This window comes from Aurantibacter sp., from assembly GCF_042094015.1.
Taxonomy (GTDB): Bacteria; Bacteroidota; Bacteroidia; order Flavobacteriales; family Flavobacteriaceae; genus Aurantibacter.
In genome coordinates, this window is sequence record NZ_JBELDZ010000038.1 from 11,973 (window position 1) to 25,167 (window position 13,195).

A 13,195-nucleotide genomic window follows, 5' to 3' on the forward strand; every position below is an offset into this window, starting at 1 on the left:
CCTTTAGAGAAACTATTAAACTCTTTGGTAGTTTGGTAATCTAAATCTTTTCTATCTACTACAAATACCACCTTTTTAACTTGTGGCATTTTCATCATTATTTGACTTTTGTTACTAGAACTAATATTGCTTCTGCTACTGCTGCTGGTTTTACATTTAACGAAATTGGTGTACGTTTTAAATGGTTACTATTTAAGAATCCTATTTTTAGAAATAACAAACACTAATTATCTTCACTACTTTAATTTATTAAGCAGATTTAACTCTAAAAAACATATTTAAATTCACAGAATCTATTTAAACAATTTATAAACTAAAAAGAGCTGTTTTTACAACATATTATTCTATTTTTTTGACTTGTACTATGTATAATAAACCTCTAAAATTAATTATTACTATGGATTTTAAACCAATAAAAAATACAAAAGAAATATCTTTTGTATTTTTTATTGGTTGTAATTATAAATTCTATTTAACTATTATTTTTAGTGGTTTATAAAAAACTGAGCCTCCTGAAATCTTAAAAAAATATAACCCAGAACTTAGATCATTCCTTTCTACTGTAATTACATTTCCGCCTTTTTTTATAACACAATCAGCTTGAAATACTATCCTACCTAATTGATCATACAACACATATTTTACAAAATCATTATTTATTGATGTAAAATGAATTTCTGTATGAGTTTCCATTGGATTTGGGAAAGCTTTTAAAATATTATTTGAAGCAGTAAAACTAGTTGTAGATAGTGAATTTGATTTCGAGAAACGCAAGTTTTCCAATTCCATACTTTTAGCTATTTGTATTCCGTCTTCACTAACCATAGTAAACACAATAGTGACAACATCATTAAAATCTAAGTTTGAATTATTGTTTGAAACAAAACTTGAAAATGGTAGTTCATAATCTTGAAATTCATCACCTAAAAAAACAGTTACTTTTTGTTGGTCATGCCAGTCAGTAATACTTTGCTTCACTAAAGTAATCTCTAAATTACCAGTTCCTTTTGCTCTTAATTTAAAAGTATTATAATCTGTTAAGTCTACTGCTTTAAATCTAGGTGTTAAAGCTCTATAAGCAGCAAAATAACTATTCGTATTAGCTGACAACTCAACATTTCTTTCTATCGGAAAATCTAAAGTATCAAAATCAAAGTTATTTTGAGAAACAGTATAATTATTAACTAATGTTCCTGGTTGAGAATTATCTATTCCCCAAGGACCATCAGACATAAATAAATCATCTGGAGTTGCAAATCCCTCTCCAATTCTAAATCCTACATCAAACAGGTTGCCTGTTTCTATTATATGTGACGAGATATAATTATCTTCTAAATTAATTATATCAGATGTATAATTAAAGCTACTTGTTTCTGTAGTTCTAAATCCAGCATCAAAATTAATTTGTTGAGTTGCATTAGTATTAACAATCTCTAGATTTAAACCACCATTTAGATATTTACCTTTTTTTACAAAAACAGTTGGTGGAGTAGAAATATTATAAGAACTAATAGGTTTTTCTATATTTAACAAATACAAAACCTCTTCTCCCAACATATATAAATCGTCTAATGAATTAGACCAAATCTGAAAATTATAAAAAGTAAAATTGCTTTCATACTTATCTAAATTCCAATGACTTTCTATTGCAAAATCAGCGTCGTTATTTATAATTTTAGCAGATAGACTAAGTACAAACTCTATAGTTCCATCAGTATTCTTAATTAATGATTTTATAAAAGGTTGATTATTAATTTCTATTGTAGATACCGATAATAGTTCTGCTCCTAGTAATCTATCACATATATACTTTGTATGTTCATAAACACTATTTTCTGTTTTTAAAGCCAAAATAGAAGCTATTGATATGTCATTCTCTATATAATCTACAGAAAAAACTTCTGTAGCGTTTGTAATACTCAACAAATCGGATGGTGTAGAATTTATAACATAATCTTCGTTAATAGTCTGTAGAGGAATAAAGTCTTGTAACTGTATGTTTGAAACCAAATTTTTCTGAGCATATTGATTTGTTTTCATAATTTTATGAGCAGAGTTTTTATCAAACCTATAACCAGATTTAGCTCTATTAAAACTACGTTTATTAATTTTTTCAGATAAACGACTATTACTTTCTAATCCACCATCGTTAGCTCCAGAAGTTGGAGGAAGTATTGCTGGACAAGATCCATATCCAGAACAAGATGGGTCCTCACAATCTACCAAGCCATCTCCATCATCATCAATTCCATTATCACAAATTTCTTGAGGTACTGGTGCTGTTGGACATCTTGCTCCATCATTACTAGAACTTGACGGTCCAAAAGCAAAAAGATTAGAATTCATAATATCCGTTGTATTTAAATCTTGTACATTTTGAATAACATAAATAGTTCCTGTCTGATTTGCGGAAACATAAAAACGTCCTGAAGCATCAAAATAAACAGCTCCATAAGTATAAGATAAGCCTGTCAATATTGGCACCTCACCTAAAGAAATAACATTTCCATTATTTGGATCTATTCTGTAAAGAATATTACTGTTTTTTTCTACAGTGTATAAATTACCATCTACTGCATTAAAAGCCCAATCATGAACGTTAATATTTTGTGATAATGTTTCTGTTGCTAAATGTTCTGTATAACTAATAGTATCTGGGTCTAAACTAACCTTATAATAAGTAGTTCCTCCTCCTTTTAAATAATAAACACCTTGAGTACTTATATCTCCAACATAACGGTTTGATGTTGGTAATTCATTTATGTAATATGTTGTTGTTGCAAAATCTTTACCTATTCTTACAATAGATTTCTCAGGACTACTTAATGAACCCCAAATAAATCCATCTGTAGGATTATAAGCTGCTGCATTAATATTTCCAGAAGTAACATTTTCTGCTACTAAGTAAGAATTTCCAGACGCTAAATCTATAGAATATACATCGTTATATTGAAATAAATAAGCATTGTAATCACAATTAAATGGAATATCCTGTCCGTTTAAAACAAACGTTATTAAAAGAAAAAAAAAGATAACTTTATTAGATTGTCGTATTGATTGTTTCATAATAAATGTTTTTAGTATTTATTAAAGTTATAATAACAATATAATTAGTTATTTCATTTTCGACAAATAGAGTTTAAGTATAGACCAATTGATCTTTTAAATAGATTATTATAATAAGTTAAGACGTTTCATTAATTCTGGTCTATTGGATCTACTAACAGGAACTACATCTTTTTTTATTAAAACACTATTATCTTCAATATCGATTATTTTTTTAAGATTTATTATATAAGACCTATGAATTTTTAAAAATAAATCATCTGGTAATTTCTCTTCGATTTTTTTTAAGGTAGAATGTACTGTGTAGTTCTGACTTTCTGTTTTAACCTGAATATAATCGCCTTTTGCTTCTATTAAATAGATACTTGGGATATTAATTTTAATTAAGCGTCGATCTATGTTAACATACAAGTCTTTAACTTCTTCTTTATTGGTTTCTTCTACCTTTTTTTCTAAAACTGCTTGTATATTTTGAGTTTTTTGAATAGCCTTATTAAATCGTTCTTGAGTAATTGGCTTAACCAAATAATCTACAATACACTCATATTCAAAAGCTTCTATAGCAAATTTAGAGTCTGAAGTTGTTAAAATAATTTTAGGTGGATTTTTTAACGTTTGAATAAAGTCAAAACCTGTAAAATCTGGCATATGTATATCCAAAAATATTAAATCTACAGTGTTTTGGTTTAGATACTTAATTGCCTGAATTGCATTAGAAAACTCCTCTAAAACATTAACAGAACTCACTTTTTCACAAAGGTTACTTATAATTAATCTTGCAGTAGCTTCATCATCAATAATGATACAATTCATAAAACAGTTTAGAGCTTAGTTAAATATTTGGTTATTTGATCTAAAATAGCTTCAAATTCTTCTTTTAAAAGAATCTTATCTTCCTTTAAGTTATTTTCAAAATTTGTAGCCACATCATAACCTTTTACAAGCCCTAAAATACTGATTTTATGTTTAAGTTTATGAACTATTTCTGCTGTAGCCTTATAATTTTGAGAATTTATATTCTTTTGATAAACTTTTTTTTCTTCAGGATACTCTTGTTTTATGAGGCTAATTAACTTGTTTTCAAAAGTTTTATCGCCATCAGACATACTTTTTATATAGTTTAAATTTGGCTGTTCCATTTCTTATTTTTTTAACGTAAAGTAAAATATTGTTCCTATTCCTGGAGTACTTTCTAACCAAACAGAACCATCATACAACTTAACAATCTTCTTTACTATAGATAATCCTATTCCTGTAGATGTTATACTTTTATTTAGTGCATGAAAAATTTTAAAAATTTTATTATGAAACTTCTCGTCTATTCCAATACCATTATCTTTTATAGAAAATAAATAATAGTCCTTCTGTTCTTCATAGTTAATTTCCACAAGTCCTTTCTCTTTATCTATAAACTTAATTGCATTACTTATTAAATTTTGAAAAAGCTGCTGTAATTTAGTTTTGTCTCCATAGATTATAGGTAAAGAATCATTAACTCTAACAGTGATATGATCAGGTATAAACAATAGATATTTAACATCTATAATTAATTGAGATAAATCTACATTTGTATTTTCAGAATTATCTGCACCAACACTAGAATAATTTAACACATCTGAAATAAGATGCTCCATTTTTTCCAATGTAGACTCTATTAAACCAAAATGCTCTAATGTAGTTGCGTTAAAATGCGATTTATTATCTTCTTTTATCCAATTAACTAAAGCATCTATACTTCTAAGTGGTGATTTTAAATCATGTGAAACAATATGAGCGTATTCTTGTAACTCAATATTACTTTTTTCTACTTCAAGTAAAAGTTTTTCTTTCTGAATCTCTAAAAATTTCAATTCTGTAATATCTCTAACAATTCCTTGAGCCGCAATTGCCTTTTTCTTTTTATTGTAAACGATACTTCCATTAATATGAACCCATTTTACATCTTTAGATTTATTCAAGATTCTAGTTTCATAATTTTTAAAAAAACCTTTATCACGAAGTGTTCTGAATGAAGACATTGCGTAACTTATATCTTCTGGATAAATTAAATTTATCATATTTACATCTTCAACGTTTATATCATAATCGAATAAAAGTGAAGCTGATTCATTAAACTTTAAAACATTTCCTTTTAAATCTATTACAACATAAGCATCTACAATATTTTCAAAAACCCCTTGTAATTGAGAAGATTTTTCGTCTAATAATTGCTCTTGTTTTTGAGACGTATGATACAATACTCTTGATTTTTCTTCAAGAATTTTCTCTGCAGCTTTTCTAGCTTCTTTTTCACGCTGTAAAGCACGTTGTAAAATATCTATTTGCTTTTGACTCATTAAATTTTATTAATCACAAACCTAACTTCTGTACCATCTTCTTTAATTTTTTCTAATACTATAGTTGCTTTAGAATTAAAATGCTCAAAGGTTTTATTCATTAAACCTAATCCAAAATGATGCATTGCACGACTAGATTTATAGATCATAATTAAAGAATCCATTGTTTTTTCTTCAACCTCAAAAGTTGGTAATTCTGCATCTGGATAAATTTTCCGAACCTCAACATGTATGTGGTTTTCAATTGAAGATATCATCTCTATAGGATCTTTATAAGTTGCTAATAAACCCGGACAACTATCTTCTATTATAGAGAAAAAGTGCTCCGCATAAGTTAGTAACAAATCATCTGTAGAAACACCAGTGTTTTTACTTAAATTCTGAAGTAACTGGAGCATTTCAGAAAAACTATATGTTCCAACAGATGTATAAACACCATTAGATTCTAAATTAGAACTAGTAATAATTTGATCTACCATTTCTATACCAAATTTAGTTTCAACCAAATCTAAAAACTCCGTAAAAATAATACCTTTCATTTATGTATTTATTAATTCATTAGTACTCCAATACATTAAAATAGTTTGTATTTTAACTTTATAATCTTCATATTTTAATGGCTTCAACACATAGCCAGACACACCAACTCTATAGCATTCTAACAAGTCTTTATTATTATTAGATGTTGTTAGAATTACTATTGGTATAAACCTTAAAGTTTTATCTCTTTTTAAAATAGTTAAAAACTCTAGTCCATTAATTTTTGGCATATTTAAATCTAATAAAATTATATCAGGTAATTCTTGACTTTCTTCTAGAAATTCTAAAGCCTCTTCGCCATTATTCGTTTCAATTATTTGATGATTCAGTTTTAATGTTGCAATTACTCTATTAAGCTTCATAACTTCAATAGCATCATCTTCAATGAGTAGAATTTTAAGTTTTTTCATAAATTTATTATAAAACTAAACGTTAAAATAGTTTAGTTCAATCTATTTTATTTAACACCTCGTTAAATAACTCTTAAGTGTCGACGAATAGCAGTTAAGTGTCGGCGAATAGTTTTCTTCAGCTTGTATAGAGATGACAATAATTTAAAAACCATAGATAGACAAAAAATATATTTAGATTATACTTTTTCCTAAAGTTTTCACAAGACAACAAAACCAAACTTCAAAAAAATGTATTTTTACTTATCACTTTGAAAGCTAAATTTAACAAAATGACTCTAGATAAAAAACCAGATAATGTTGTTTTCAATAAAGAAACTCAAACCTATGATGCTTCACTTAAACCTTATGCTACAAATGTTGGTGCGCCAGCAATTAGGATTACCGAAAATATAACTTGGAAAAACAAAAATATAAACATTGCTAATAAAACAATTAAAGCTAAATATTTAGAGTTAAAAACTGAGTACGATAAAATGCTTGAAGAATTAGAGTTTAATAATCTTATTTATAACGCAAAGTTTAATTTTCATCCACTAATAGGCGAAACGTATCATTTATATAATGATAAAAATAGTAATGCTTTTCTCTCCATAATAGCTCCTAACGAGTGTAATTTTGAATTTATTGGTAGCTTTTACTTAAATTCCGAACAACTTTGGAGAAAAAAAGAGATTTAAAACAGTTAAAATTATATTAGTTAACATTTTAAAAGGTTTAACCTTTTCACTTTTTCATTATATTTGAGTTTAAAACCAAACCTAAATGTTCGAAACCTTTTTCACAAATGTAAAATATGGTGTAAACCATGTTTTAGATATCAACGCATATGACCATGTATTATTTTTAATTGTATTAACTGTTCCTTATTTATTTAAGGACTGGAAACGAGTGTTTTTACTAGTCACTATGTTTACAATTGGACATACAATTTCATTACTATTAGCTGTTTACGGTGCCGTAAATATTAAATCAAGTATTATAGAATTTTTAATACCTATAACTATTTTTATAGTGGCACTGTTTAATGTCTTTACTTCTGGAAAAGGCGCTCAGAAAGAAAAAATTGGAATTCTATTCTTCTCTACGCTTTTTTTTGGATTAGTCCACGGTTTAGGTTTTGCAGGTGAATTTAGAATGTATATTGGAAAAGCACAGTCTAAATTAGTTCCTCTTCTAGAGTTTGCTTTAGGAATAGAAATAGCACAAGTTATAATTGTATTCTTAGTTTTATTTCTAGGCTATGTTTTTCAAACTGTTTTTAGATTTAATAAAAGAGATTGGATTATGGTAGTTTCAGCTATTGTTGTTGGCTTGGTTATTCCTTTATTATTAAACAATTACCCTTTCTAAAAAAGCAACTTTTATTAAATAAAACTTAATTTCGCTTCCCATAAACTGCATTTCAAAAACAACCATCAAAACTATTTAATAGGCCGTTTTATTAAAGTAAGCTATATGCCAACAAAAAAACAATTAAAATACGACAAAGCCTATTTAAGAATGGCTAAAGAATGGGGTAAATTATCTTATTGTAAACGAAAGCAAGTTGGAGCTGTAATTGTAAAAGATAAGATGATAATTTCCGATGGCTACAACGGAACACCTTCTAATTTTGAAAACTTTTGCGAAGATGACGAAGGTTATACAAAATGGTATGTTTTACATGCAGAAGCTAATGCAATTTTAAAAGTAGCTTCAAGCACACAATCTTGTAAAAACGCAACACTTTACATTACATTATCACCTTGTAAGGAATGTAGTAAACTAGTACATCAAGCTGGTATTACACGCGTAGTTTATAACGAAGCTTATAAAGATAACTCTGGTATAAAATTTTTAGAAAAAGCAGGTATAGAAATAGTACACATTAACAACTTAGGAGAAACTAATGTCTAAAGCAAAATTATATTTACCACTTATAATTGGTATTGCTATAGCAGTAGGTATATTTATTGGTGGGAAATTAAATTTTTCAGACCATTCAGATCGTGTTTTTGCATCTAACAGTAAGAAAGACAAACTCAATAGACTTATAGATTATATTGAATACGAATATGTTGAAGATGTAAATACAGACAGCATTGTTGATGTTACAGTAAACGAAATTCTAGACAATTTAGATCCACATTCTACATACATACCAAAGGCAAACCTAAAAGAAGTAGAAGAAAGTATGAAAGGTGATTTTATAGGTATTGGAATAAACTTCCAAACTTTTAAAGACACGATTACTGTTATTAGAAGCCTTAAAGATAGTCCAAGCGAAAAAGCTGGAATTATTGGAGGAGATAAGATTATAACTATCAATGGAGATAGTCTTACAAATAATGGCGAAATCAATACCGAATTAATCAAAAACATAAAAGGTCCTATAAACACAACTGTAGACCTTGGGGTTTATAGAAAATCTACAAATACGTTTTTAAATTTTAAAGTTAAAAGAAAACTTGTACCTATTAAAAGTGTCGATGCAAACTATTTGCTAAACGATAGTTTAGGTTATGTAAAACTTAATCGTTTTGCAGAATCTTCATACAAAGAATTTATAACTGCTTTAAAACTATTAAAAAATCAAGGTGCTAAAAGTTTAATATTAGATTTAAGAGATAACCCTGGTGGTTTTATTGCTATTGCAAATCAAATTGTAGATGAATTTATTGAAGATGATAAATTAATTCTTTACACAAAAAATAAGCGTGGCGATATAGAAAAAAGTTTTTCGACTGAGAAAGGAATTTTTGAAAACAATACAGTTTACATATTGATAAACGAAAACTCTGCATCTGCTTCAGAAATCCTTGCTGGTGCATTACAAGATAACGATAAAGGCACTATAATTGGAAGACGTTCTTTTGGAAAAGGATTAGTACAACGTGAAATGCAATTAGGAGATGGAAGTGCTATACGGTTAACTGTTTCAAAATACTATACACCAACTGGAAGATCAATACAACGCAATTATAGCAAAGGAAATGATGATTATTACGACGAATATTTTGAGCGTTACCAAAGTGGAGAATTAACCGATGAAACTAAAATTAAAGTAGACGACTCTTTAAAATTTTCAACACCAAAAGGCAAAACTGTTTATGGTGGTGGCGGAATTATACCAGATGTTTTTGTCCCATTAGACAAAGGAATGAACAACCAAACCTTAGAGTTCCTAGAAAAACGTGGTTTAACAAGTCAGTTTGTATTTGAACTACTTGAAAAAGACAGAACATTATATTCTAAATTAAAAGAAAATGATTTTATAAATAACTATGTCGTTGAAGATAGTATTGTAACTCAATATGAAATATTTTTAAAACAAAAAACAGAATCTAACATTGTTTTTGTAACCTATATAGAAGAAGTAAAACACTACATAAAAGCTAATTTAGCCCAACAATTATTTGGAGGAAGCACATATAACAAAGTACTTAGTAAATATGATAATATGATTGAAAAGGTTTTGGAATTGGAAACACTTTCTGAATAAGATTTCTTTTTTAATTCTAACTTATCAAGTTTATTAGATTATATATACCAGATAAAAACATTAATACAATAGAAAATAAATGCTTTTTAACTCAATAGATTTTGCAATATTTTTACCAATAATTTTTTTATTATACTGGTTTATATCAAATAAAAATCTAAAATTTCAAAACTTACTAATAGTTGTTGCAAGTTATATTTTTTATGGCTGGTGGGATTGGAGATTCCTGTCATTAATATTATTTAGTACAATTATTGACTATCTTATTGGGCAAAAACTTGGGACAGAAAAAAACCAAACTAAACGAAAAATTTTACTTTGGACAAGTATATTGGTAAACCTTGGTTTTCTTGGGTTTTTTAAATATTACAACTTTTTTCTGGACAATTTTATAACTGCTTTTTCGTTTTTTGGAACTGAAATTAATGCGCAAGGACTAAACATTATTTTACCTGTAGGAATTAGTTTCTACACCTTTCAAACTTTAAGTTATACTATTGATGTTTATAAAAGAAAACTTGAAGCAACACAAGATTTTATTGCATTTGCTGCGTTTGTAAGTTTCTTTCCCCAACTTGTTGCTGGTCCAATTGAAAGAGCTACAAATTTACTACCTCAGTTTAATAAAAAAAGACAGTTTGATTATTCTAAAGCGGCAGATGGCATGCGCCAGATACTTTGGGGATTATTTAAAAAAATAGTAATTGCAGATAATTGTGCACAGTCAGCAAATATCATTTTCAATAATTCATCAGAATATTCAGGAAGTACTCTAGTTCTAGGCGCCATCTTTTTTACATTTCAAATTTATGGAGACTTTTCAGGTTATTCAGACATTGCAATTGGAACATCTCGTTTGTTTGGTTTTAATTTAAAGCAAAATTTTGCTTTCCCTTATTTCTCAAGAGACATTGCAGAATTTTGGAGACGTTGGCATATTTCACTTTCATCTTGGTTTAGAGATTATTTATATATTCCATTAGGTGGAAGTTATGGCAGCACTTGGTTGAATATTAGAAATGTATTTATAATATTTATTGTAAGTGGGTTTTGGCATGGTGCTAATTGGACTTTTATTGTTTGGGGCGCATTAAATGCTATTTATTTTTTACCTCTATTATTGACCAAAAACAACCGAAATAACATAGCAATAGTAGCTCAAGGAAAATTATTACCAAATCTAAAAGAACTTTTATTTATGTTCTTAACTTTTGGATTAACTGTATTTGCTTGGATCTTTTTTAGAGCAGAAAACATAGAACATGCTATAAGTTATATTTCAGAAATTTTATCAGCTTCTCTTTTTAAAAAACCTAGGTTTCCTAAAATGTATGACGCTTTAATAACACTAAGACTTATTGGGTTATTCTTAATAATTGAATGGTTAGGACGAGAAGGACAATATGCATTACAGAATTTTGGAATAAAATGGAAACGACCTTTTAGATATGCAATGTACTATGCTATTGTTTTTATTATTTTATGGTTTGGTGGAAAGGAACAGCAGTTTATTTATTTTCAATTCTAGAGTATGAAACAGTTTTTTAATAGAATTTGTTTATTTATAACACTTCCTGTTTTAATATTAATAGTATTAGTTTCTTTACACAATACAACGCCTTTAATGTCTGACTATGATTATGATGGAGGATTTAGACTAAAACAGCAACTATTAAAAAAAAATAAAGATAAGGCAAAGATAATTTTAATTGGTGGCAGTAATCTATCAATGGGACTTAATTCTGGTTTAATTAAATCTTCTTTTCCTAATTATCAAATAATTAATTTTGGGCATAGATTTCAATATGGCTTAGATTTTTATATCAGTCAAATAAAACCGTATTTAAATAAAAACGACATTGTTGTTATAGTACCAGAATATCAATTAATTTTAGATGATTATTTTGGAAATCATGCATTAGCAAAAGTAAAACTAGAAAAACTAAATTATGCCCATTTTGAAATTAACTTATCGCCTAGAGATGTACTTGCATACATTAATCAAAGAATTCGGTTTTTATATAAATTAAAAAAAGGATCTTTTCCAAATAAGGAAAATCATAATAGAGCTAGTGCATTTAATGAATTTGGAGACTGCAATGTGCATTGGTTTTGGGGTAATAAAAAATACTCAAAATATAAAGAACCGTTAATGATTAAACCCATTGACTCAAAACATCTTAAAAATTTTGTTGAGGATTTTAAAAAAAAAGGCGTTGATTTTGTTTTAATTCCTCCTATGTATGAAAAAAACAACCTTAACTCTTGTAAAAACTTAGTTAAAGCAAATGTTGAATTTTACAAAAAATCTGGGCTAACTTATGCATATCCAATGGATAAAATGACATTAGATTCTGACTATTTTTACGATTCACCTTATCATCTTTTACATAAAGGCATTGAAATAAAAACAAACAAAATTATAAATATAGTAATGAATGAAATTAAGGTTTTGCGTTAAATAAGTAAATAAAAACACATAACTTTTTCTCAAAAGTTAACACTATTTATAATTTGCTAAATTTGTAATAAACATAATAGGAATAAACATAATGGTGTGTTTATTCCTACGTTAGCAAAAACAAATAGTACCAAAATGAAATATAAAATAATGACTATTTCTATTGTCCTATTTTCTCTGTTAGGATGTAAGAATGAAGGAGAAAAAAAGGTAGTAACTCAAAATGAGCAAACAATGGATCAAAATGAAATAAAACTCATTGCAAAAGAAACTTACATTGCCTTATTTCCACTTGTATATAATTATGGCACGATGTACAATCAGGCAATTAATAAGAATGCACCAGAATACATAGGAGGTTTTGGGGTATACAAACATTATGGCTTATCTACCCCAGATAATAAGGACATTCCAACACCAAATAATAATACGCCCTATTCTTGGGCTTGGGTCGATTTGCGCATTGAACCGTGGGTATTGACCATGCCTCCTTCAGATGATAATCGATATTATGTGTGTCAATGGGACGATATGTGGGGGTACGTAATCGATGCACCTGGGTCTATTATCGATGGACAAGATGGAGGGCATTACCTATTAACTACGAAAGACTTTGACGGACCAATTCCGAAAGGTATTAAGCGTGCGATTAATTCGGAATCTCAGTTTATTGGAACTTTAACTAGAACCGGAGTAAATGGTCAAGATGACATCCCAGCGATGGAGTATATACAAAACGGATATGTTTTGCAACCATTGAGTTCATACATTGGATCTGAACCTAAAATAATATCAGAAAATATAAATTGGATTAGCTATCAATCGAATGACTTAAAGAACATCAATTTCTTTAGGTACGCAAATTTTATGCTAGACTATATCGTTCCAAATAAAGCAG

At 28.0% G+C, this 13,195-nt stretch carries 15 protein-coding genes; 8 read left to right on the forward strand and 7 right to left on the reverse strand.

Going from position 1 to position 13,195, the window contains the following annotated elements:
- The coding region (locus ACFDSN_RS07230; protein ID WP_375239189.1) for a DEAD/DEAH box helicase family protein at positions 1-98 on the reverse strand (98 nt) is incomplete at its 3' end.
- A gap of 3 nt (positions 99-101) precedes the next feature.
- On the opposite strand from ACFDSN_RS07230, the gene ACFDSN_RS07235 reads away from it, so the two are divergent.
- Positions 102-227: a hypothetical protein gene (locus ACFDSN_RS07235; RefSeq protein WP_375239175.1), complete on the forward strand. Its 126-nt coding sequence runs from the start codon at positions 102-104 to the stop codon at positions 225-227.
- Between the two features lie 241 nt (positions 228-468).
- Here ACFDSN_RS07235 and ACFDSN_RS07240 read toward each other — a convergent pair whose 3' ends face one another.
- The 6 genes from ACFDSN_RS07240 to ACFDSN_RS07265 form a co-directional block, all read right to left on the reverse strand.
- Positions 469-3,066 carry a T9SS type A sorting domain-containing protein gene (locus ACFDSN_RS07240; RefSeq protein ID WP_375239176.1) on the reverse strand — a complete coding sequence of 866 codons (2,598 nt, stop codon included), beginning with the start codon at positions 3,064-3,066 and terminating at the stop codon, positions 469-471.
- A gap of 108 nt (positions 3,067-3,174) precedes the next feature.
- Positions 3,175-3,879 carry a LytR/AlgR family response regulator transcription factor gene (locus ACFDSN_RS07245; protein WP_375239177.1) on the reverse strand — a complete coding sequence of 235 codons (705 nt, stop codon included), beginning with the start codon at positions 3,877-3,879 and terminating at the stop codon, positions 3,175-3,177.
- A gap of 8 nt (positions 3,880-3,887) precedes the next feature.
- Entirely contained in the window at positions 3,888-4,205 is a 318-nt protein-coding gene (locus ACFDSN_RS07250; RefSeq protein ID WP_375239178.1) for an Hpt domain-containing protein, read from the reverse strand.
- Between the two features lie 3 nt (positions 4,206-4,208).
- The gene (locus tag ACFDSN_RS07255; protein WP_375239179.1) at positions 4,209-5,402 is read right to left on the reverse strand and encodes an ATP-binding protein; all 1,194 of its coding nucleotides are present in this window, start codon (positions 5,400-5,402) and stop codon (positions 4,209-4,211) included.
- On the reverse strand, positions 5,402-5,941 hold the full coding sequence (locus ACFDSN_RS07260; protein ID WP_375239180.1) for a heme NO-binding domain-containing protein: 540 nt from the start codon (positions 5,939-5,941) through the stop codon (positions 5,402-5,404). The genes ACFDSN_RS07255 and ACFDSN_RS07260 overlap by 1 nt, the downstream gene beginning before the upstream one ends.
- Positions 5,942-6,352 (reverse strand): response regulator, encoded by a 411-nt coding sequence (locus ACFDSN_RS07265; protein WP_375239181.1) that lies wholly within the window; start codon positions 6,350-6,352, stop codon positions 5,942-5,944.
- A 272-nt stretch (positions 6,353-6,624) separates the two neighbouring features.
- Here ACFDSN_RS07265 and ACFDSN_RS07270 point away from each other — a divergent pair, with 272 nt between their 5' ends.
- The 7 genes from ACFDSN_RS07270 to ACFDSN_RS07300 form a co-directional block, all read left to right on the forward strand.
- Positions 6,625-7,032, forward strand: coding sequence for a DUF2452 domain-containing protein (locus ACFDSN_RS07270; RefSeq protein WP_375239182.1), 408 nt, complete (start codon positions 6,625-6,627; stop codon positions 7,030-7,032).
- An 85-nt stretch (positions 7,033-7,117) separates the two neighbouring features.
- Positions 7,118-7,705 (forward strand): HupE/UreJ family protein, encoded by a 588-nt coding sequence (locus ACFDSN_RS07275; RefSeq protein WP_375239183.1) that lies wholly within the window; start codon positions 7,118-7,120, stop codon positions 7,703-7,705.
- Positions 7,706-7,810: 105 nt separating this feature from the next.
- The gene (locus ACFDSN_RS07280) at positions 7,811-8,251 is read left to right on the forward strand and encodes a cytidine/deoxycytidylate deaminase family protein (protein WP_375239184.1); all 441 of its coding nucleotides are present in this window, start codon (positions 7,811-7,813) and stop codon (positions 8,249-8,251) included.
- The gene (locus ACFDSN_RS07285) at positions 8,244-9,836 is read left to right on the forward strand and encodes a S41 family peptidase (RefSeq protein ID WP_375239185.1); all 1,593 of its coding nucleotides are present in this window, start codon (positions 8,244-8,246) and stop codon (positions 9,834-9,836) included. Before ACFDSN_RS07280 ends, ACFDSN_RS07285 begins: the two co-directional genes overlap by 8 nt.
- A gap of 79 nt (positions 9,837-9,915) precedes the next feature.
- Positions 9,916-11,364 carry an MBOAT family O-acyltransferase gene (locus tag ACFDSN_RS07290; protein WP_375239186.1) on the forward strand — a complete coding sequence of 483 codons (1,449 nt, stop codon included), beginning with the start codon at positions 9,916-9,918 and terminating at the stop codon, positions 11,362-11,364.
- Positions 11,365-11,367: 3 nt separating this feature from the next.
- Positions 11,368-12,297, forward strand: coding sequence for a hypothetical protein (locus ACFDSN_RS07295; RefSeq protein WP_375239187.1), 930 nt, complete (start codon positions 11,368-11,370; stop codon positions 12,295-12,297).
- Between the two features lie 135 nt (positions 12,298-12,432).
- Positions 12,433-13,195, forward strand: a 763-nt coding sequence (locus ACFDSN_RS07300) for a DUF1254 domain-containing protein (RefSeq protein WP_375239188.1), incomplete at its 3' end; no start/stop codon positions are given.

Bases quoted from the DNA above. Each gene is read 5' to 3' on its own strand.
- ACFDSN_RS07285 (WP_375239185.1), top strand. From the start codon at position 8,244: ATGTCTAAAGCAAAATTATATTTACCACTTATAATTGGTATTGCTATA.
- ACFDSN_RS07240 (WP_375239176.1), bottom strand. From the start codon at position 3,066: ATGAAACAATCAATACGACAATCTAATAAAGTTATCTTTTTTTTTCTT.
- ACFDSN_RS07270 (WP_375239182.1), top strand. From the start codon at position 6,625: ATGACTCTAGATAAAAAACCAGATAATGTTGTTTTCAATAAAGAAACT.
- ACFDSN_RS07245 (WP_375239177.1), bottom strand. From the start codon at position 3,879: ATGAATTGTATCATTATTGATGATGAAGCTACTGCAAGATTAATTATA.
- ACFDSN_RS07250 (WP_375239178.1), bottom strand. From the start codon at position 4,205: ATGGAACAGCCAAATTTAAACTATATAAAAAGTATGTCTGATGGCGAT.
- ACFDSN_RS07275 (WP_375239183.1), top strand. From the start codon at position 7,118: ATGTTCGAAACCTTTTTCACAAATGTAAAATATGGTGTAAACCATGTT.
- ACFDSN_RS07290 (WP_375239186.1), top strand. From the start codon at position 9,916: ATGCTTTTTAACTCAATAGATTTTGCAATATTTTTACCAATAATTTTT.
- ACFDSN_RS07265 (WP_375239181.1), bottom strand. From the start codon at position 6,352: ATGAAAAAACTTAAAATTCTACTCATTGAAGATGATGCTATTGAAGTT.
- ACFDSN_RS07280 (WP_375239184.1), top strand. From the start codon at position 7,811: ATGCCAACAAAAAAACAATTAAAATACGACAAAGCCTATTTAAGAATG.
- ACFDSN_RS07255 (WP_375239179.1), bottom strand. From the start codon at position 5,402: ATGAGTCAAAAGCAAATAGATATTTTACAACGTGCTTTACAGCGTGAA.
- ACFDSN_RS07260 (WP_375239180.1), bottom strand. From the start codon at position 5,941: ATGAAAGGTATTATTTTTACGGAGTTTTTAGATTTGGTTGAAACTAAA.
- ACFDSN_RS07295 (WP_375239187.1), top strand. From the start codon at position 11,368: ATGAAACAGTTTTTTAATAGAATTTGTTTATTTATAACACTTCCTGTT.